At 70.4% G+C, this 17,420-nt stretch carries 15 protein-coding genes; 12 read left to right on the plus strand and 3 right to left on the minus strand.

Annotated features, from left to right (window positions below; all coding sequences use genetic code 11):
* The first annotated feature begins 49 nt into the window (after nt 1-49).
* Nucleotides 50-841, plus strand: coding sequence for an alpha/beta fold hydrolase (locus BMZ18_RS08720; RefSeq protein ID WP_068364078.1), 792 nt, complete (start codon nt 50-52; stop codon nt 839-841).
* Nucleotides 842-870: 29 nt separating this feature from the next.
* Here the strand turns inward: BMZ18_RS08720 and BMZ18_RS08725 are convergent, their stop codons facing one another.
* Entirely contained in the window at nt 871-1,908 is a 1,038-nt protein-coding gene (locus BMZ18_RS08725) for an NAD(P)H-dependent flavin oxidoreductase (protein WP_068364076.1), read from the minus strand.
* 458 nt (nt 1,909-2,366) lie between these two features.
* Here BMZ18_RS08725 and BMZ18_RS08730 point away from each other — a divergent pair, with 458 nt between their 5' ends.
* From BMZ18_RS08730 to BMZ18_RS20160, 7 genes are all read left to right on the plus strand, one after another.
* The gene (locus tag BMZ18_RS08730; RefSeq protein WP_169817731.1) at nt 2,367-3,641 is read left to right on the plus strand and encodes a GGDEF domain-containing protein; all 1,275 of its coding nucleotides are present in this window, start codon (nt 2,367-2,369) and stop codon (nt 3,639-3,641) included.
* Between the two features lie 23 nt (nt 3,642-3,664).
* Nucleotides 3,665-3,946, plus strand: a complete 282-nt coding sequence (locus BMZ18_RS08735; RefSeq protein WP_068364074.1) for a hypothetical protein — start codon at nt 3,665-3,667, stop codon at nt 3,944-3,946.
* 55 nt (nt 3,947-4,001) lie between these two features.
* Entirely contained in the window at nt 4,002-7,424 is a 3,423-nt protein-coding gene (lysX, locus tag BMZ18_RS08740; protein ID WP_082895081.1) for a bifunctional lysylphosphatidylglycerol synthetase/lysine--tRNA ligase LysX, read from the plus strand.
* A 44-nt stretch (nt 7,425-7,468) separates the two neighbouring features.
* Nucleotides 7,469-8,320, plus strand: a complete 852-nt coding sequence (locus BMZ18_RS08745; RefSeq protein ID WP_244516466.1) for an alpha/beta fold hydrolase — start codon at nt 7,469-7,471, stop codon at nt 8,318-8,320.
* A 242-nt stretch (nt 8,321-8,562) separates the two neighbouring features.
* Entirely contained in the window at nt 8,563-9,288 is a 726-nt protein-coding gene (locus BMZ18_RS08750; protein ID WP_068104353.1) for a YoaK family protein, read from the plus strand.
* A gap of 220 nt (nt 9,289-9,508) precedes the next feature.
* Nucleotides 9,509-11,182 (plus strand): FAD-dependent monooxygenase, encoded by a 1,674-nt coding sequence (locus tag BMZ18_RS08755; RefSeq protein WP_068364067.1) that lies wholly within the window; start codon nt 9,509-9,511, stop codon nt 11,180-11,182.
* Entirely contained in the window at nt 11,179-11,310 is a 132-nt protein-coding gene (locus BMZ18_RS20160; protein ID WP_280141957.1) for a hypothetical protein, read from the plus strand. The genes BMZ18_RS08755 and BMZ18_RS20160 overlap by 4 nt, the downstream gene beginning before the upstream one ends.
* Nucleotides 11,311-11,383: 73 nt before the next feature.
* Here BMZ18_RS20160 and BMZ18_RS08760 read toward each other — a convergent pair whose 3' ends face one another.
* Together BMZ18_RS08760 and BMZ18_RS08765 are read right to left on the minus strand one after the other, a co-directional pair.
* Nucleotides 11,384-12,532, minus strand: a complete 1,149-nt coding sequence (locus BMZ18_RS08760; protein WP_244516467.1) for an NAD(P)/FAD-dependent oxidoreductase — start codon at nt 12,530-12,532, stop codon at nt 11,384-11,386.
* On the minus strand, nt 12,529-13,725 hold the full coding sequence (locus BMZ18_RS08765) for a cytochrome P450 (RefSeq protein WP_068364065.1): 1,197 nt from the start codon (nt 13,723-13,725) through the stop codon (nt 12,529-12,531). The genes BMZ18_RS08760 and BMZ18_RS08765 overlap by 4 nt, the downstream gene beginning before the upstream one ends.
* A gap of 149 nt (nt 13,726-13,874) precedes the next feature.
* On the opposite strand from BMZ18_RS08765, the gene BMZ18_RS08770 reads away from it, so the two are divergent.
* From BMZ18_RS08770 to BMZ18_RS08785, 4 genes are all read left to right on the plus strand, one after another.
* Nucleotides 13,875-14,678 (plus strand): transglutaminase-like domain-containing protein, encoded by an 804-nt coding sequence (locus tag BMZ18_RS08770; protein ID WP_244516468.1) that lies wholly within the window; start codon nt 13,875-13,877, stop codon nt 14,676-14,678.
* A gap of 25 nt (nt 14,679-14,703) precedes the next feature.
* A complete protein-coding gene (locus BMZ18_RS08775; RefSeq protein ID WP_342028289.1) occupies nt 14,704-15,129 on the plus strand; it encodes a hypothetical protein in 426 nt (141 codons plus the stop codon).
* Nucleotides 15,114-15,734 carry a histidine phosphatase family protein gene (locus BMZ18_RS08780; RefSeq protein WP_068364059.1) on the plus strand — a complete coding sequence of 207 codons (621 nt, stop codon included), beginning with the start codon at nt 15,114-15,116 and terminating at the stop codon, nt 15,732-15,734. Before BMZ18_RS08775 ends, BMZ18_RS08780 begins: the two co-directional genes overlap by 16 nt.
* A 94-nt stretch (nt 15,735-15,828) precedes the next feature.
* A complete protein-coding gene (locus BMZ18_RS08785; RefSeq protein ID WP_074922096.1) occupies nt 15,829-17,403 on the plus strand; it encodes a hypothetical protein in 1,575 nt (524 codons plus the stop codon).
* The last annotated feature ends 17 nt before the right edge of the window (nt 17,404-17,420 follow it).

The raw sequence follows: 17,420 nt of genomic DNA on the forward strand, positions 1-17,420 counted from the left end.
GTGACCACCCGTCACAGGAATCGTTCGGGCCCGTCTACGATCACCAGCCATGACGCTGAAGTACGACGTGGCCGGTCGCGGCCCCACCCTCGTCCTGGTCCACGGTGTGGTCCATCGTCGCCAGGCGTGGGACGCCGTACTGGACCGGCTCACTCCGCACCGGCGCGTCATCACCGTCGATCTGCCCGGCCACGGAGAGTCGGACCCCCTGCCCGAGGACGGGGAGGACGCGATCGAGTACATGGTGTCGGAACTCATCGCCTTCGTGCGCGAGGTGGAGGAGCCCGGTCAGCAGGTGCACATCGCGGGCAATTCCCTGGGTGGCTACCTCTCGCTCGTCCTCGCCGCCCACGGCGAGGTGGCGTCCGCGACGGCGCTGTCCCCCGCCGGGTTCTTCCTGGGTCACGCCGATCAGGCGCGCACCATCAACACCTTCAAGGCGATCCGGCAGGTCGCCCGCGCCTTCGGCGATCGTGCCCCGGCCGCCATGCGGTACCGCGCCGTGCGCTACCCGTCGCTGCTGCCGTTCTTCGCCCACCCGTCGCGCGTGGCGTACGAGGCGGCGGTACACGACGTGCACTCCCTCACGACGAATCCCATGATCGACGCGGGCATCGAGGCCGACTTCGCGTTCCCGCAGGCGACGGAACCGCTCGTCCCGGTCACCGTCGCGTGGGGCACGCGAGACCTGATCCTTCCGTACTACCAGTCACGACGCGTGCGGTCGGTGTTCCCGAACGCCACGGTGATCCCCGTGCCCGGCGTGGGCCACGTTCCGATGACGGACAACCCCGCGCTGATCGCGTCGATTCTGTTGGCGGGCAGCGAACTACCGGCCTGAGCGCGCTACCGGGTCGACGTACCCGGGGCTCAGGCCGTCTCCATCTCCGCCACCACGCGGCGCACGATGTCCGCGGCGGGTGCCGCGGTGACGGCCCGCCAGCCGGTCCCGGCCCACAGGTTGGGGACGTCGGCGCGGCCGGCCTTGGTGGCGGCGGTCCGTAGCGGCCCCGTCAGCGCGTTGACCTCCGGATAGCCCGCGGGTGCCGACGCCGTGTGCGACGCTGCGAACTCGTTCTCGAGTCCGCGGGCGGGGCGGCCGGAGAAGGACCGCGTGACGACTGTCCGCGAGTAGGTCCGGTCGAGCAGCGCGCGGCGGTGCACGGCGGACGTGCCGGCCTCGTCGGCGCAGAGGAACGCGGTTCCCATCTGCGCGGCGACCGCGCCGAGACCCAGCGCTGCTACCACACCGGAGCCGTCCATGATGCCGCCCGCGGCGATGAGCGGGACATCGACGGACAACCCGACGGCCACGAGCAACGACGGCAGGGACATGGCCTCGCCGCCGCGGGGCGACGTCGGATCGTCGGCGAACACGCCGCGATGACCGCCCGCCTCGCTGCCCTGCACCACCAGCAGGTCCGCGCCGTCCTCGGCCGCCATCTCGGCTTCGGCGACCGACGTGACGGTGCCGATCATCAGCGCACCGATGTCGTGCACCCGGCGGGTCAACTCGCGACCGGGACGCCCGAACGTCACCGATACCGCGGCGGGACGGTGACGAAGGACGATCTCGATCTTCTCCTCGATCGCGTCGTCGCCGTGGACGGCCTCGCCCGGGGTCACGCCGAGTTCGGCCGCGAGCGGTTCCAGACCGCGGCGGTAGTCGGCGAGCGCGGCCTCGGACGCGATGCGCGCGGACGGCAGGAAGAGGTTGACACCCCAGGGCCCGTCGGTCGAACGTTCCAGCTCGGTCAGGTTCGCCTCGAGCGCGTCCGGGGTGGAGATCGCGCCCGCGAGCATGCCGAGGCCGCCGGCCGAGCTGACCGCCGCGGCGAGCGCGGGAGTGGAGGGTCCGCCCGCCATCGGGGCGCAGACGACGGGTAGGGACGCGGGATAGACGGCCATGGGACCAAGGGTATCGACGTGAAGCGGGTGGGTCAGGTGTCACAGGAGCACGTTCGCAGTTGCGCAGGTTCCGGTCACCCTCACCGGTTGCAGCCCGTGCAGGTGGCGGGAACCCGTGCACCCAACGAGAACCCGCGCGGGTGGCGGAACGCTGCGCAGATCGCGGTGCGCTGCGCAGCCGGGCGGTGCCCCGGCCCCCACAACCTGCCGGACCCCGAAGCAGGTTCACAGCAACCCGGGTTACACCCCGACCTGCGTAGATCACCGGCCGCAGCCGACACCGACCCCGCCCACTGGGACGGGAACCGACGACAAGTCGGCTTTCTCGGGACGAAGCACCACCGATGCCGGTTATCATCGTCGTCGCAGTGAGAATGACGGCGTCGGGGCCGTACCGAATCCGGGAGTACACCCATGCACGTCGACCCCTGTTCCACGCCGCGGCGATCGTCCCCCACGTGAGCCCGTCCGACCATCGGCAGCGTTCCGCCACGCCCCCGCAGGACCTCCGCGGTCGTCGGGGTCGGCGCGGTGAGCCGCATCCCTGGCAGGGCCCGGGACGCCACTCCTCGCCGGAGCAGCGCGCGGCCGACGCCCGACGGGGTCGTCGCGCCGCTGCCTTCGGCGGCCGCATCGCGACGGGACCGGTCGCCGTCTTCCGTCGCTGGTTGACCACCCCACACGACTTCGACTGGATCTTCGTCCACCGCTCGACCCGGCCACTGCACGGTCTGATCAAGGGCGTCGTGGTGTTCGGGGTCGGACTCAACGCGCTCGTGTCGATGCTCATGCTCGGCTCGCCCTACGGACCGTCGGGAACCGCCGAGGTCACCTGGGTGATGATCGTGTTCGCTGCGCAGATCTCGGTGATCGCGTGGGTGATCTTCGCGCCCACCCCGACCAAGAAGGCGCAGTTCCTGGGACTGCTGCTGTTCGGAGATCTGGGCATCACCTCGGTGATCCTCCTGGACACACCGACCAGCGCCCTGATCGGCACGTTCCTCTTCGCCCTCAACGGTGCCCTCTGCACGTTCTTCCTCAGCGCGCGCATCCTGCTCGCGCACCTCGCTTTCGTGAACGTCGTCATCGCCTGGATCGGGCTGCAGGCGTATCTGCAGGGACTCTGGGGCGTCAACGACGCGGTGGCGGCCGTGCTGGTCGCGAGCGGCTCCGTCAGCGGCGTTCCCGTGTTCGCCCACATCGCCTGGTCGCTGGTGTCGGCGGATGCCCGCGCGTCGGAGTTCGACGAACTCACCGGCGTCGCCAACCGTCGGGGCCTGCAGAACGCGGTCGACGAGTTGTGGGACGTCGCTCGCTCGCGCGGGGTGTCCGTCGCGGTCCTGCTCGTCGACATCGACCGGTTCAAGGCCGTGAACGACCGCTACGGCCACGACCACGGTGATGCCGTCATCAAGACCGTCGCCTCCCGGCTCCACGCGCTGCTCGGTTCTCGCGGCATCCTGGCCCGCACCGGAGGCGAGGAGTTCGTCGGCGTCGTCGTCGACACGGACGGCGACCTCCCCGACCTCGTGAATCGCGTCACCGCGACGGTCCACGAGCCCACCGACGACGTTCCCGTGACGGCCAGTGTCGGCGTCGCCGTCATGACGCCCGATTCACCGTCGTGGCAGGTCGGACCGGCCGCGATCACCCGCGCGACCCGCGCGGCGGACTCCATGATGTATCGGGCGAAGGCCGCCGGCGGCGACCGTGTGCTCACGACGCGGGTCTGACGGACCGGGCAGACTCGATTCCCATGACTTCCGTGTTCCATGGCCTCGTCGCGATGAATTCGCTCTTCGCGGCGTCGGCGTGGTGCCTCGCTCGCCCCACGCGCCTGTCCGCGGCCGCGACCGCCGTCGCGTCCGTGGGGTGGCTGTTCTTCAACGGTCCGATCGAAGGACGCGTCCTGGTCGTGTTCTCCCCCCAGCACGGCATCACCGAGTCCGACCTGCTGTCGGTGGTCGGCGTCGCGATCGCGGCGACCGGGTGGTGGCGGTGGAGACGCGCGAGGGACCGCGCGTCCTCCTCCCGCTGACCAGGGCGCACGCACAATCCGCGCGCGAACTGCGTGGACGGCGCATAGTGTTCCCATGTCGATCCAGGAACATCCGCGCCCGACGGCGCCGTCGGCGACGCGAGAGGTGCCGTCCGACACGCCGTCGCAGAGTGGTCGAGCCGCGGGCCGACCCGCACGTCGGTCCGGTACCTCGACGGAATTCCGCCACGAGGTCCCGCACTATCTCGGCCTGGCGGTCGGGATCTACTCGGCGGTGGTCTTCCTGTGGTCGCTCTCGCCCGCCCTGCGCGCGCTCACGCACCACCCCCGCGAGTGGCTCGACGACTACGTCCTCGACGCGCCGGACACCAGCCTCTCCTTCGCCCTCGTCGTCGCCCTGCTGGCGGCGGCGCTGTCGACTCGCAAGCGGGTCGCGTGGTGGATCGCGACGGTGTACGTGGCGGCGTCGATCGTGGTCAACGCGCTGATCCTCGTCGACGATCCTGGCACCCCGGGGGCCTGGATCGGCGGTGCGCTGCAGCTCGCCGCGCTGGCGCTGCTCCTGTGGTCCCGCCGCGAGTTCGACACCCGGGTGCGGCCGGGCGCGGTGTGGAAGGCCCTCGGCGTGCTGCTCCTCGGCCTCACCGTCGGCGTGATCGCGGGCTGGGGACTTCTCGAGGCGTTCCCCGGGTCCCTCGATCGCAGCGAGACGATCTTCTGGTCGCTCAACCGCGTCGCCGGGCTCGCGGTGATCGACAACGAGCAGTTCGACGGACGTCCCCACGGCTTCGTGAACTTCCTGCTCGGCCTGTTCGCGTTCCTGGCTCTCGCCGCGGCGGTGCTGACGTTGTTCCGGTCGCAGCGAGCGGTCAACGCGCTCACCGGCACCGACGAGTCCGCCCTCCGCGGTCTCGTGGCCGCCTCCCCCGACGACTCCCTGGCGTACTTCGCCACCCGCCGGGACAAGGCCGTCGTCTTCGCGCCGTCGGGACGAGCGGCGGTGACTTACCGAGTGGAGATCGGGGTGTGCCTGGCCAGCGGTGATCCCGTCGGCGTCCGCTCGGCGTGGCCGCAGGCCATCGAGGCCTGGCTCGACCTGGCGTCGCGGTACGGCTGGTCGCCGGCGGTGATGGGGGCGAGCGAGGCCGGCGCCGCGGCCTACCGAGCGGCGGGGCTCGGCGTCCTCGAGCTGGGCGACGAGGCCGTGCTGCAGACCCGCTCCTTCGGGCTCGGCGGCCCCGACATGCGTCCCGTTCGGCAGGCGGTCACCCGCGCGAAGGCGAAGGGCGTGTCCGTCCGGATCCGACGGCACCGGGACATCGGTGCCGACGAGTGGCCCGCCATCGAGAAACGTGCCGACGACTGGCGGGACACCGAGACCGAACGCGGGTTCTCGATGGCCCTCGGCCGACTCGGTGATCCGCTGGACGGCGACTGCCTGCTGGTGGAGGCGATCCACGACGAGACCGGCAATGTGGGCGGCGGCGGGGTGGGGGGAACCGTCGTCGGCATGCTCTCGCTCGTGCCGTGGGGGCCGGCGGCCGCGTCGCTGGATCTGATGCGTCGCGCACGGACCGCGCCGAACGGCACCGTGGAGTTGATGGTCGCGGAGCTCGCCACGCGCTCCGACACGGTGGGCATCACCAAGATCTCGTTGAACTTCGCGGTGTTCCGATCCGTCTTCGAGGAAGGCGATCGACTCGGCGCCGGACCGGTGCTGCGCCTGTGGCGAGCCGTGCTGGTGTTTTTCTCCCGGTGGTGGCAGCTCGAGGCGCTGTACCGGTCGAACCTCAAGTACCAGCCGGAATGGGTGCCGAGGTACCTCTGCTTCGGGGACGGACGCGACCTGCCGAAGGTGGGCACCGCGTCCGCGATCGCGGAGGGCTTCCTCAGCCTGCCGGGCCGACGCGGCATCACCGATCCCGGTGGCCGCGGCGTCGTCGACCACACCGGCACCCACACCGCGGTGCCGGCTGCGGTCGCCGCGCACGGGCTGCTGCACGCCGACGGCAGCGAGCCGGACGGACTGGTGACCGCGACGGGCCCCGAGCGCCGCCGACCCGAACAGGTCCGCGTCCGCCTGGCCAAGTTCGATCGGCTGGAAGCCGAGGGCGTCGATCCGTACCCCGTCGCGTACCCGCCGACGCACACCGTCGCGGAGGCGACGGCGTCCCCCGACGGCACGACGGTCCGCGTGTCCGGCCGCATCCTGCGCATCCGCGACTACGGCGGTGTGGTGTTCTGCCTGTTGCGCGACTGGAGCGGGGACCTGCAGCTCCTCCTCGAGCGCGACCGCGTCGGGACGGAGCTGTTGTCACGCTTCGCCACCGACGTCGATCTCGGCGACCTCGTCTCGTGCAGTGGCACCCTCGGCCGATCGCGTGCCGGAGCTCAGGCGCTGCTGGTGTCCGACTGGCGGATGAACGGCAAGTCACTGCACCCGTTGCCGGACAAGTACCGCGGCCTGACGGACCCCGAGGCGCGGGTGCGGCAGCGCTACGTCGACATGGCGATCAACCCGCAGGCGCGGGAGCTGATGCGGGCGCGCAGCGCGATCGTGACGTCGCTGCGCGACACCCTGGGCGGCCGCGGCTTCCTCGAGGTGGAGACCCCGATCCTCCAGCAGGTGCACGGCGGCGCCAACGCGGCGCCGTTCCTCACCCACATCAACGCGTACAACCTCGATCTGTACCTGCGCATCGCGCCGGAGCTCTACCTCAAGCGCCTCTGTGTCGGCGGCATGGAGAAGGTCTTCGAAATCGGCCGGGTGTTCCGCAACGAGGGCGCGGACTTCAAGCACAACCCGGAGTTCACGATCCTCGAGGCCTACGAGGCACACAGTGACTACGAGCGCTGCATGGTGCTGTGCCGCGAACTCATCCAGAAAGCCGCGGTGGCCGCGCACGGCCGCGAGGTCATCCACCGACCGGACGAGAACGGCACGCTCGTCGAGATCGACATCTCGGGTGAGTGGCCGGTCAAGACCATGCACGGCGCCGTCGCCGAGAAGATCGGGGCGGACGTCTCCCCCGCGACCCCGCTCGCCGAGCTGCAGCGGCTCTGCGACCTGCACGGTGTGCCGTACCAGTCCACGTGGGACGCCGGCGCGGTCGCGCAGGAGATGTACGAGCACCTGGTGGAGGACTTCACCGAGTTCCCGACGTTCTACACCGACTTCCCGACGTCGATGTCGCCGCTGACGAGGCCGCACCGGTCGATCCCGGGCGTCGCCGAGAAGTGGGACCTGGTGGCGTGGGGCGTGGAACTCGGCACCGCGTACAGCGAGCTGACCGACCCCGTCGACCAGCGACGACGGCTCACCGAGCAGTCCATGCTGGCGGCGGGCGGCGACCCCGAGGCCATGGAACTCGACGAGGACTTCCTCCAGGCTCTCGAGCACGGTATGCCGCCGACGGGCGGCCTGGGCATGGGTGTCGACCGCGTGGTCATGCTCATCACCGGTGGCAGCATCCGCGAAACACTGGCCTTCCCGCTGGCGAAGCCGCGCGGAGAATGACGACGGGCGGAGCGTCGGTCACTGTTTCACATGAAACCGTCACCGTGCTCGGGAGCGCGGTCCACGTGGCGCGGGTGCACGGCGACTCCGCGCCGGTGGTGCTCTGCGGCGGGCTCGGCAGTTCCTGGCACGACTGGGTGGACGTGCTCACCCTCCTCGGCGACGCCGGGTGCAGCGCGTTCGCTCTCGATCGCCCCGGCTTCGGGGACAGCGAGCCACGACCGGGAGACGTCCCCACCGTCGCCGGCGAGGCCCGCCGCATCGTCGCGGTGCTCGATGCGCTGGGACTGACGCGGCCGGCCGTGCTGGTCGGTCACTCCATGGCCGGGTTCTACGTCGAGGGCGCCGCGCGCCTCGAGCCGGACCGCGTCGGCGGCCTCGTCCTGCTCGACTCGAGCGTCGAGAAGTCTCCGGGCGCCCTGATACCCCGCCGCCTGCGCATGCCCGCGGCGCGCGCCCTCGCCCGCACGTCCTCGGCGGTGGGGCTGCAAGCGCTGGGCGCCGACGCCGTGCGCCACCTGGTGGTCCGGGCGGTCCCACCGGACGGCTACCCGCCCGAACGCATCGACGAGCTTCGCCGCCTCTACCGCGAACCCGCCTACCTCGAAGCCGCGACGGTCGAGTACTTCGCCTACGCCGATCTCGCCGTCGAACTGAACCGACTGCGGCGAGCCACTCCCCGGCCGGACGTGCCCGTCGTGGTCGCCGCCGCCCACACCTCCCACCGGACCCCTTGGGGCGCGCGATGGATCAGGAAGCAGCGGCGGCTCGCGTCGTATCTCGGGGGACGGTTCGTCGTCGTCTCGCCCTCGCACCATCACGTGATGATCGACCAGCCGGCGGTGGTGGCCCGAACCGTCGACGCGGTGCTGCGGGACGCTTCCGGCCGGGCATAGTCCGGAAACCGGAAAAAGCGGACATTTCTGTGCCACGTCCACACAGAGAGCGCTCCGGTTGGGACCGACGACGGAGATCCCGTGAGAACGCGGTAGAAAACTCGCTCGAACACGAACATCACGCGAACTCCATGTGAACACGACGGCATTTCGTGCATTGTTTTCGTTCCGACCGAACCGTACGTTTGTGATCGACGACTCGAAAAATTGCGGGGTCGGGAATTGTCCGGAAGATCGAATACATGACGTCCCCGTACTCGATCGACCGAGAAACCGCCGTCGGCGCCGAAGCGCGGCTGTCCTGGATCCTCGCCGGGGTCGCCGGGATGCTCGGCGCGGTGGCCTTCCTGCATTCCGCGGGGTACTTCGTCACCTTCATGACGGGCAACACCGAACGCGCCGTGGTCGGCTGGTTCGGTCACCCCCAGGGCAAGGAAGTCGCGCCTGGCGCAACACCTTTCGTGGCCCTGACGCTCATCATCGCATTCGTGGCCGGCGTCGTCCTCGCCTCGTTCTGCCGTCGTCGCTACTGGGACAATCACCCGCACGGTGCCACCGTGGTCACCACGATCGCGTTGGCCCTAGCCGGGATCATCGACATCGCCGTGTCCGGATGGTCGTCGGCGGACGTCAATTTCTACCCGATTCTTCTGGTCGCATTCGCACTCGGCGCTCTGAACACGGCATTCACCAAGAAAGAAGAGACGTACATCCCGCTGAGTTACGTTACCGGCACCGTCGTGAAGCTCGGCCAGGGAATCGAACGGCACCTGACCGGCGGCGGGACCAAGTACGACTGGCTCTGCTATCTGCTGCTGCTCGGGTCCTTCTCCCTCGGCGGCGCGGTGGGCGCGGCCGTGGGCGTGCTCATCACCGGTCCGCAGGTGCTCCTGCTCGCCGCCCTGCTCAGCTTCGGGGCCACGATCTTCACCTTCACCCACACCGAACGGCGCACGGTGTTCGGCTGATCCGGTCTCACAGCAGGACCGGTCTCACAGCAGGGCCGATGTGGTCGCAGGATCGAATCCGTTGCAGTACTGACGATTCGTCGATTCCGAACGCGATTGACAGCGCCGCACCCCCAAACCGACGATTCCGTCGACAACAGGGGGCCCGCTGCGTGACCACCTTCGATGTGAAGGGTGTCGGGCACCGCCCCGACCACCCACCGGCTCTTCGGAGAGGTTCATGAGCGACGGCGACAACACCCGGTCCTCGACCACGGACGATGTGGACGTCTTGATCGTCGGACTCGGACCCACCGGTGCGACGGCAGCGAATCTATTGGGACGAGCGGGAATTCGCACGATGGTCGTGGAGCGCGACATCGACATCTATCCCCGCCAGCGAGCGATCGCCTCCGACGAGGATGCCCACCGGATCTGGCAGGGACTCGGCCTCTTCGATCGGATGCTCGAGACCATGTCCACCGACGTTCGCGTGCATCTGCGGCACCGCGACCGCACCTTCCTGACCACCTACTCCGCGAAGAGCTACGATCAGGGCGTCCCGGGCATGGCGTTCTATCACCAGCCGGAGCTGGAACGCATTCTTCGCGAGGGCATCTCCCGCTTTCCCTGTGTCACCGTGGCCGCGGGCCTGGACGCGGTGGGGATCACCCAGGACGCCGAGGGCGTCGAGGTCACGTTGCGACCGGTGGACGGGGGCGGCGAGCGGACCGTGCGCGCCCGGTACGTGATCGATGCGGACGGCGGATCGAGCCCGGTGCGCAAGATGCTCGGTATCGCACTGCCCGGCAGGCACATTCAGGAGCAGTGGTTCGACATCCAACTGCGCGCCTGGTACGACCTGCCCACCGAGGCGCCACTGGACTTCACCTTCTTGTCCGACCCCTATCGACCGGGTGTCGACTGCCCGTGTCCGATGGGCTACCACCGCATCGAGTTCCGCGTCAACGAGGGTGAGACGATCGACTACTTGCAGTCCGAGGCGGGTCTCCGGGCCCTGTTGGCCGAGCGCGGAATCGATTACGACCGGGTCGAGATCCACCGCAGCTGGGCGTACACCTTCCACATCCGCCAAGCCGAGCACTGGAGTCGAGGCCGCGTGTTCCTCGCGGGCGACGCCGCCCACATCATGCCCCCGTTCGCCGGCCAAGGCGTGTCGTCGGGAGTCCGCGACGTCGCCAACCTGTGCTGGAAGCTCGACGCCGTCATCACCGGGGACGCCGACCCGGCGCTGCTGGAAACCTACGAGCCCGAGCGGCGTCCGAACGTCGTCGCCCTGACCAGATTCTCCCTGCGTATCGGCCGCATCGTGATGCTGCGGAACCCCACTGCGGCTCGGGTGCGGGACGCGATGTTCCTCGCGGCGTCGAGGACCCCGGGCTTGCGGTCCTGGCTGTCGCGGATGGGCATCAAACCGATGTACGCACTCGGCACCCGTCGCGGGTTCTTCACCGAAAACCCCGGCCGCGGAAGCCTGGCCGGAGCCTTCGTCAAGCAGCCGTGGGTGGTGGTGTCGGGCTCGACACCGGTTCGCCTGGACACCCTGACGGGCGGCCGCTGGACCTGGATCGGCTTCCCGGACGCGCCGATACCCCCTGCCCTGGCTCGCGCCGGCGTCGCGGAGATCGTGCTGGAACCCGCGTCCGCTCTGGCGACGCATCGCGTGCCGACCGGTCACGTGGTCGACGGCGAAGGCATCCTCGAGCGGCAGTTCCGCCGCGCCGGCGCGGCGGGCGTGCTCGTGCGCCCGGACGGGTTCGTCTTCGGCAGCGACCGTGAGCTCACAGCGTCCGATCACGACCGCGTCGCGCGCGTAGTTGTCGCCGCGACCGCGGGAGATTCCACCCACCAGGCACCGACACTGCTTGCAACCGACGGGACCGCCGCATCATGACGCTTCTTCTCTCATCCGACTCCGACGCGGCGCAGTGGGGTGACCGCGTGACGGCACTGGTCGGTTACGGCCGCGCCGCCATCGGGATCGCGCAAGCGTCCACGAGGTCCGGTGCTGCGGTGGAATAGGTCTGCGAGAGGTCGGCCACTCGTCGGGGCGCCCGCACTGCGAGGCCACGACGTCGACGTCGAGTGAACGAGGTCAGATCGACGTGGCCATGCGCCGCAGGAGGCCGACCGCTTTCCTGATCCCATAGGCCACGACGGTCTTTCGTCCGTCGTCATGGCGCCATTCGAGGAGTGCGGACCCGTCCTCGACCGATCCTTCGAGCACCGTGGGCGCGCCGGCGAGAGGCAGGGGTCCGACCACCTTGATCGCCAGACCGGCCACCTCCGTCCAGAAGTAGTCGTCCGTCGGTTCGCACCGCGGCGCAACTCCCAGAGCCGACGCCGCCGCGACCTTGCCCTGCGCGATCGCGTTGGACCAGAACGGACTTCGGCCCGGCGCGCCGTCCTCCTCACGGAAGCAGGTGACGTCCCCGGCGGCGTAGATGCCGGGCAGCGAGGTGGCACACCGTGTGTCGATGCGGATGCCGGACCGGTCGGCGAGTCCGGTGCCGGCCAGCCAGTCCGTGCCGGGCACCTCGCCGGCGCACGTGACCACCAGATCGGCCGTCAGCACGTCGCCGTCGATCCGGACCCCCTCCACCGGATCGCCGACGAGCTCCACCGGAGAGCCGGCCCGCCGGAACACCACCGAGCGCTCCGTCGCCCGCGCGAGGATCGCCTCGGACAGGAACGGCCCGAGCAGGCGCTGCAACGGCGGGTCGACGTCGACCACCGTGGTCGGCACCCCGTGCGCCACGCAGGCACTGGCCACCTCCATTCCGAGGAAGCCTCCTCCCACGACGATCGCGGATTGCGCGGCGGCGATACGTTCCCGCACCGAGGCGGCGTCGGCGAGGGTGCGGACCACGTTCTCGCCGCTCTGCCCAGGGGCCGCGAGCCGGCGAGCGTCCGCACCGGTCGCCACGATCAGAACGTCGAAGGACACGGACTCATTACGGTCGATCGTGACCACGCGAGCGTCGGGGTCGAGACCGACCGCGCGGGCGGCGATCGTCGTCACCGACAGGTCGGACAGATCCCACCGGTCCGACGACTCGACCCCCTCCGCGAGAACACGTTTCGACAGCGGAGGTCGTGCGTAGGCACCGTCCGGGTCGCCGGCGATCATCGTGATGCGCCCGTCGTGACCGAGCGCCCGCAGTTCGCGCACGGCGGTGCAACCGGCGATCGAGTCGCCGACGATCACGATGTGCCGGTTCGTCGCGGCAGCGTCGATCGTCACGATGCGGTCCCCTCTGCGGCGACCAGTCTCAGGGGGAGCCGGTCGAATCGATGGATCACGTTGTTGACGGCGTAGGACGCGGGTCCGGCCGGCTCGATGCGCTCGACCCGCGTCGCGAGAACCTCGAGGATCGTCCGGGTCTCCAGTCGCGCGAGCCCTTGGCCGGCGCAGCCGTGAACTCCGGATCCGAATCCGAGTTGGGCCGAGGCATCCCGGGTGATGTCGAACTCGTCGGGGTCCTGCCACTGCCGACGATCGCGGTTCGCGGAGGCGTAGAGCACCAGCACGCGCGCGTTCCGGGGAACGGTGACCCCGCCGACCTCGACGTCCCTCGCGGCGCGGCGGGAGAACGCGCGCAGCGGGGAGGTGTATCGCACGACCTCGTTGACGGCGTTCGGGAGCAGGCCGGGATCCTGCCGCACCGCCTGCCACTGGTCGGGATGGCGGGAGAAGAGATGCAGCGCACCGGAAATGGCGCCGATGGTCGTGTCCAGCGACGGCGCGAGGTAGTCGATCATCAGGGCGGGGCACTGCGAGCGCTCGATCCTGTTCTCGTCCGCGGCGGCGAGGACGTCGGCACCCATGCTGCCGGGCAGCACCGACCGCTCACGAACGACGCGGCGCGAGAAGGCCATCATCTCGGCGGAGGCCTTCGCCGACCCGAGGGCGTGCCGATTGAACGGGCCGAGTGCGTCGAACGTCGCGCCCGCCCACCGCAGCAGATTCTCGCGCCCGTCCTTCGGCCACCCCACCAGATCGGGCACGATCGACGTCGGGAGCGCGGTGGCGAGATCCTCCACGCCGTCGACCCACTGTTTCGCGATCGCGGCGTCGACGATCCGTTCGGCCTCGTCCTGCACGGCCCGCCCCATCGTCCGCAGGGCTTTCGGGGTCAGGCGATGCGCCAGAACCGAGCGCTTGAGGGCGTGCTCGTCGCCGTCGCTGTTCAACGTCGTTCCTCGGCCCAGGCGGTTCGCCAGCGGGTTCAGCGCGACACCGTCGCCCGAGACGAACGTCTCGTCGTCGAGCAGCACCTGCTTGCACTCGGCGTACCGGGCGACGGCGTACACCTTCTGTTTCGTGAGCCACACCACCGGACCGAGCTCCCGCAGCTCCGCGTAATGCGGATAGGGGTCGAGAATCGCTGCGGTGGAATAGATGTCGGCCCCGTAGCGGGGAACGGTGATGCTCATCTCGGCGCTGCTCTCCTGGGGCCCGTGACGTTTTCTGACGATATCGTCACCTATGACAACTTCGACAGTCAAGGGTCGGTCGATCTCCCGAGCACAAAGACCGCACGGACTCGGTCGCCCCCGTGACGCGCCCTGGCACCATGGCGTCGGTGAAGCGCACCGTCTCGGCCGCCCTCGAGGTCACCGTCACCGATCCGACGAGTCTCGAGTTCCAGATCGCCGCCGCCCGCGTCCCCGGCCTGGTCATCGACGAGCAGTTGACGTTCGAACTCGACGGCCGCGCCCTCGCACCGGTGGAGATCACCGCGGAGCACGGCAGCCGCATCCACGGCTTCGACTGCGATCGCGGCCACCTCAGCGTCCGCTACCGCGCGACGGTCGACGGTCACGCCGAGCCGCCGGACGTCGTCGATCGGGACCTGTCGGTGTACCTGCGCCCGTCGCGCTACGCCGAGTCGGACACGCTGACCGGTTTCGCCGCACGGGAATTCGGCCACCTGCGGTCCGACGGCGAGGTCCTCGCCGCCGTGACGACCTGGGTCGCTCGGCGGCTGCGGTACGTGCCCGGCAGCAGCGACCCGATCGACGGCGCGTCGGACACGCTCCTCGCCGGGGCCGGCGTCTGTCGCGACTACACCCACCTCGTCGTGGCTCTGCTCCGGGCGCGGCAGATCCCCGCCCGCCTCGTCGCCGTGTACGCGCCGGGGTGCGACCCCATGGACTTCCACGCCGTCGCCGAGGCCTGCGTCGACGGGGTGTGGCGCGTCGTCGACGCGACCCGCCTCGCCCCCCGGCAGTCGCTGGTCCGTATCGCCACGGGCCGCGACGCCGCGGACACCGCCTTCCTGGACAACCATGACGGCTATCTCACCCTCGACCGGTTGGACGTCCTCGCCGTCGTGGACGGCGACCTCCCCGTCGACGACGTCACCCGCGAGGTCTCGATTTCCTGACCCGGCAGGGCTACCTTCTGCTGGCATGGCCCACCCCGTGCGGTTCGACGACGACGACGCGTTGCTGCGACGTGTGCGGGAGCTGGCGCTGGGGTTCCCGGGGGCCGCGGAGAAGGTGAGCCACGGGCGGCCGCAGTTCTTCACCACGAAGACGTTCGCCGTGTACGGGGCGACGGTGAAAGGCGACCACCACTCGACGCGGTGGTCACGCTCCCTCCAGTTCCTCCCCGACCCCGACGAACACGACGCCCTGGTGGGCGACACCCGGTTCTTCGTTCCCGCGTACTGGGCCGGCCGGATGGCTCGGCCTAGACCTCACCGTCGACGAGCCCGACTGGGACGAGGTCCGCGAACTGATCGACATGTCGTACCGACGCACGGCCACGAGGCGGCTGGTCGCCGAGCTCGACGCCCGCTCGTGACAGCATCGACCCCGTGCAGCTGCTCCTGATCCGTCACGCGCTTCCGCTCTCGTCCACCGACGGAGCCGACCCGGATCTGTCCGATCTCGGCCGGGACCAGGCCGCCCGCCTCCCCGACGCCCTCGCGCCGCACGGCATCGTCCGCATCGTGTCGAGCCCCCAGCGCCGCGCTCTCGATACCGCCGCGCCGCTCGCGGCCGCGCGCGGACTGGACGTCGACGTCCGGGACGGTCTGGCCGAGTACGACCGCGACCACGCCGGTTACCTGCCCATCGAGCAGGCCCGCGAGCGGTTCCCCGAGCAGTACGCACGCATCAAGGCCGGGTATCTGCCCGACGGTGTGGACGCGGACGCGTTCGCCGGCCGCGTCGAGGACGCGCTCGCCCGGGTGATCGGCGAGACCGACCCCGACGCGTCCGTCGCCGTCGTCGCGCACGGCGGCGTCGTCAACGCCGTGCTGCATCGCCTCCTCGGCACCGCCACGCCCCTGACGTTCCCGATCGACTACTGCTCGATCACCCGCGTGCTCGTCTCACGGAGCGGTCACCGCACCGTCGCGTCGGTCAACGAGACCCAGCACGTGCTGGACCTGCTTCCCCGGTACCGGATGCGATCCTCATCGACTTCTCAATGAGCCTGCTCGAGGGCTGTTTTCGGCGTTGCGCAGCCCTCCGCGCGTCCGCGTGTGTCCGAGGGTGTCCGCGGCGCCCGTTAGCCTGAGCCCTACTATGTCTGCTCCCTCCGCGCACGGCGCGCCGCGGTCCGGCCCGCTCGCCGTCCTGTCCCGGCCTCTCGTGGCGCTCCTCGCGATCGTCCTCCCGCTGCTGATCGCCGGCGGATACGCCGTGGCCAGCGGGCACGACGTCGATCCCGTCGCGTCCTCGAGCACGTCCACCACCGATGCGGCGGGCGGCGAGGGCGGCGACGATGCCGCCGCGCAGCCCGGAGCGGACCCGCTCGCGAAGACGCGCTCGGCGCTGACCCAGACCCAGCTCCCGCTCAGCCTCCTCTCGGGCGGACTGACCCAGCTCACCGACGGTGCGCCGCTGCTGTCGGGCGGGGTGAACCAGCTCTCCGACGGGCTGGGGCAGGCCCGCGACGGTGCGCAGCAGCTCGCCGACGGCAACGGCCAGCTCGCCGGTGGTCTCGGTCAGCTCCAGGGCGGCGTCGTCCAACTCGGCGACGGGGCCACGCAGATCAGCGGCGGAGTGAACCAACTGACGACGCCCCTGCTCGCCCTCGGCGAGAAGCAGGCGTCCGCCACGGCGGCCATCGCCGACGTCGCGAACCGCATCGAAACGCTGAACAACCCGATCACCACCGACGCCGCGCGCCAGCTGCGGGAGCTGATCGACACCCTGAACGCCCAGGGCCTCGGCCCCGACACGGTCTCGCAGATCAACCAGCTGCGCGACGGTGCCGAACTGCTCGCCTACCAGTTGAGCGACCCGTCCAGCGAGTTCGTCACCGGCGTCGCCACGGCGGTCGACGGCTCGAACCAGCTGGCCACCGGCTCGGCGCAGCTGCGTGACGGTCTCGTCCAGCTCGACGACGGCGGCCGCCAGCTCCGTGCGGGCACCGACCAGCTGTCCTCCGGCATCGAACCCATCGAGGGCGTGGTGACCAGCCTGCAGAACGGCGTGCGCAACGCCACGACGTCGCTGCCCGGCGCCACCAACGTCACCGCGACCACCACGACGTCCGACGACGGCACCGTCTCCACCACCGTCGTCGCCTCGAGCCGGGACACCACCACGTACTACGTCATCGCGGCACTCGTCGCGGTGGCCGCCGTCGCCGCGGTGAGCCTGCTGCGCCGTCTCCGACCGGGCGCCCGCGTGGTTCCGGTGGTGGCCGTCGTCGCCATCGCCGCGGCCGCCTCGCTCGTCTACTGGGTGGTCGGCGACGGCCGGTCCGTCGGGACCCTCGTCGGCGGCGTCGCCTTCCTGCTGCTGGCCTCGGCGGCCTTCGTCGCGGCCGCCGGAGCGGTGCAGATGGCGTTCGGCCGCGTCGTGGGGCAGTCGGTGAACCTCGTGGCGCTGCTGGTCCAGCTCGCGGTGGCCGGCGCGGCACTCGTCGCCGCCCCCGACAGCCCGGTCTTCGGCCGCCTCGCCTCGTTCACGCCCGTCGGATGGCTCGCCACCGGCCTCGACCGCATCGGAGCCGACGCGATGGACGCCACCGGCTGGCTCGCCGTCGTCGTCACGGTGGCGCTGCTCGGAGTCGCCGGCATCGTCTGGTCCGTCGTGGCCCGGTCGCACCCGGGCGGAACCGTCGACGACCGGGCGTACGCGGGAGCCTGAGCGTCCCGATCGGGCCG

Source organism: Rhodococcoides kroppenstedtii (genome assembly GCF_900111805.1).
Taxonomy (GTDB): Bacteria; Actinomycetota; Actinomycetes; order Mycobacteriales; family Mycobacteriaceae; genus Rhodococcoides; species Rhodococcoides kroppenstedtii.

What these genes read in the sequence shown, in the direction of transcription:
- BMZ18_RS08720 (WP_068364078.1), top strand. Translation starts at nt 50, where the DNA reads ATGACGCTGAAGTACGACGTGGCCGGTCGCGGCCCCACCCTCGTCCTG.
- BMZ18_RS08725 (WP_068364076.1), bottom strand. Translation starts at nt 1,908, where the DNA reads ATGGCCGTCTATCCCGCGTCCCTACCCGTCGTCTGCGCCCCGATGGCG.
- BMZ18_RS08735 (WP_068364074.1), top strand. Translation starts at nt 3,665, where the DNA reads ATGACTTCCGTGTTCCATGGCCTCGTCGCGATGAATTCGCTCTTCGCG.
- lysX (WP_082895081.1), top strand. Translation starts at nt 4,002, where the DNA reads ATGTCGATCCAGGAACATCCGCGCCCGACGGCGCCGTCGGCGACGCGA.
- BMZ18_RS08750 (WP_068104353.1), top strand. Translation starts at nt 8,563, where the DNA reads ATGACGTCCCCGTACTCGATCGACCGAGAAACCGCCGTCGGCGCCGAA.
- BMZ18_RS08755 (WP_068364067.1), top strand. Translation starts at nt 9,509, where the DNA reads ATGAGCGACGGCGACAACACCCGGTCCTCGACCACGGACGATGTGGAC.
- BMZ18_RS20160 (WP_280141957.1), top strand. Translation starts at nt 11,179, where the DNA reads ATGACGCTTCTTCTCTCATCCGACTCCGACGCGGCGCAGTGGGGTGAC.
- BMZ18_RS08765 (WP_068364065.1), bottom strand. Translation starts at nt 13,725, where the DNA reads ATGAGCATCACCGTTCCCCGCTACGGGGCCGACATCTATTCCACCGCA.
- BMZ18_RS08775 (WP_342028289.1), top strand. Translation starts at nt 14,704, where the DNA reads ATGGCCCACCCCGTGCGGTTCGACGACGACGACGCGTTGCTGCGACGT.
- BMZ18_RS08785 (WP_074922096.1), top strand. Translation starts at nt 15,829, where the DNA reads ATGTCTGCTCCCTCCGCGCACGGCGCGCCGCGGTCCGGCCCGCTCGCC.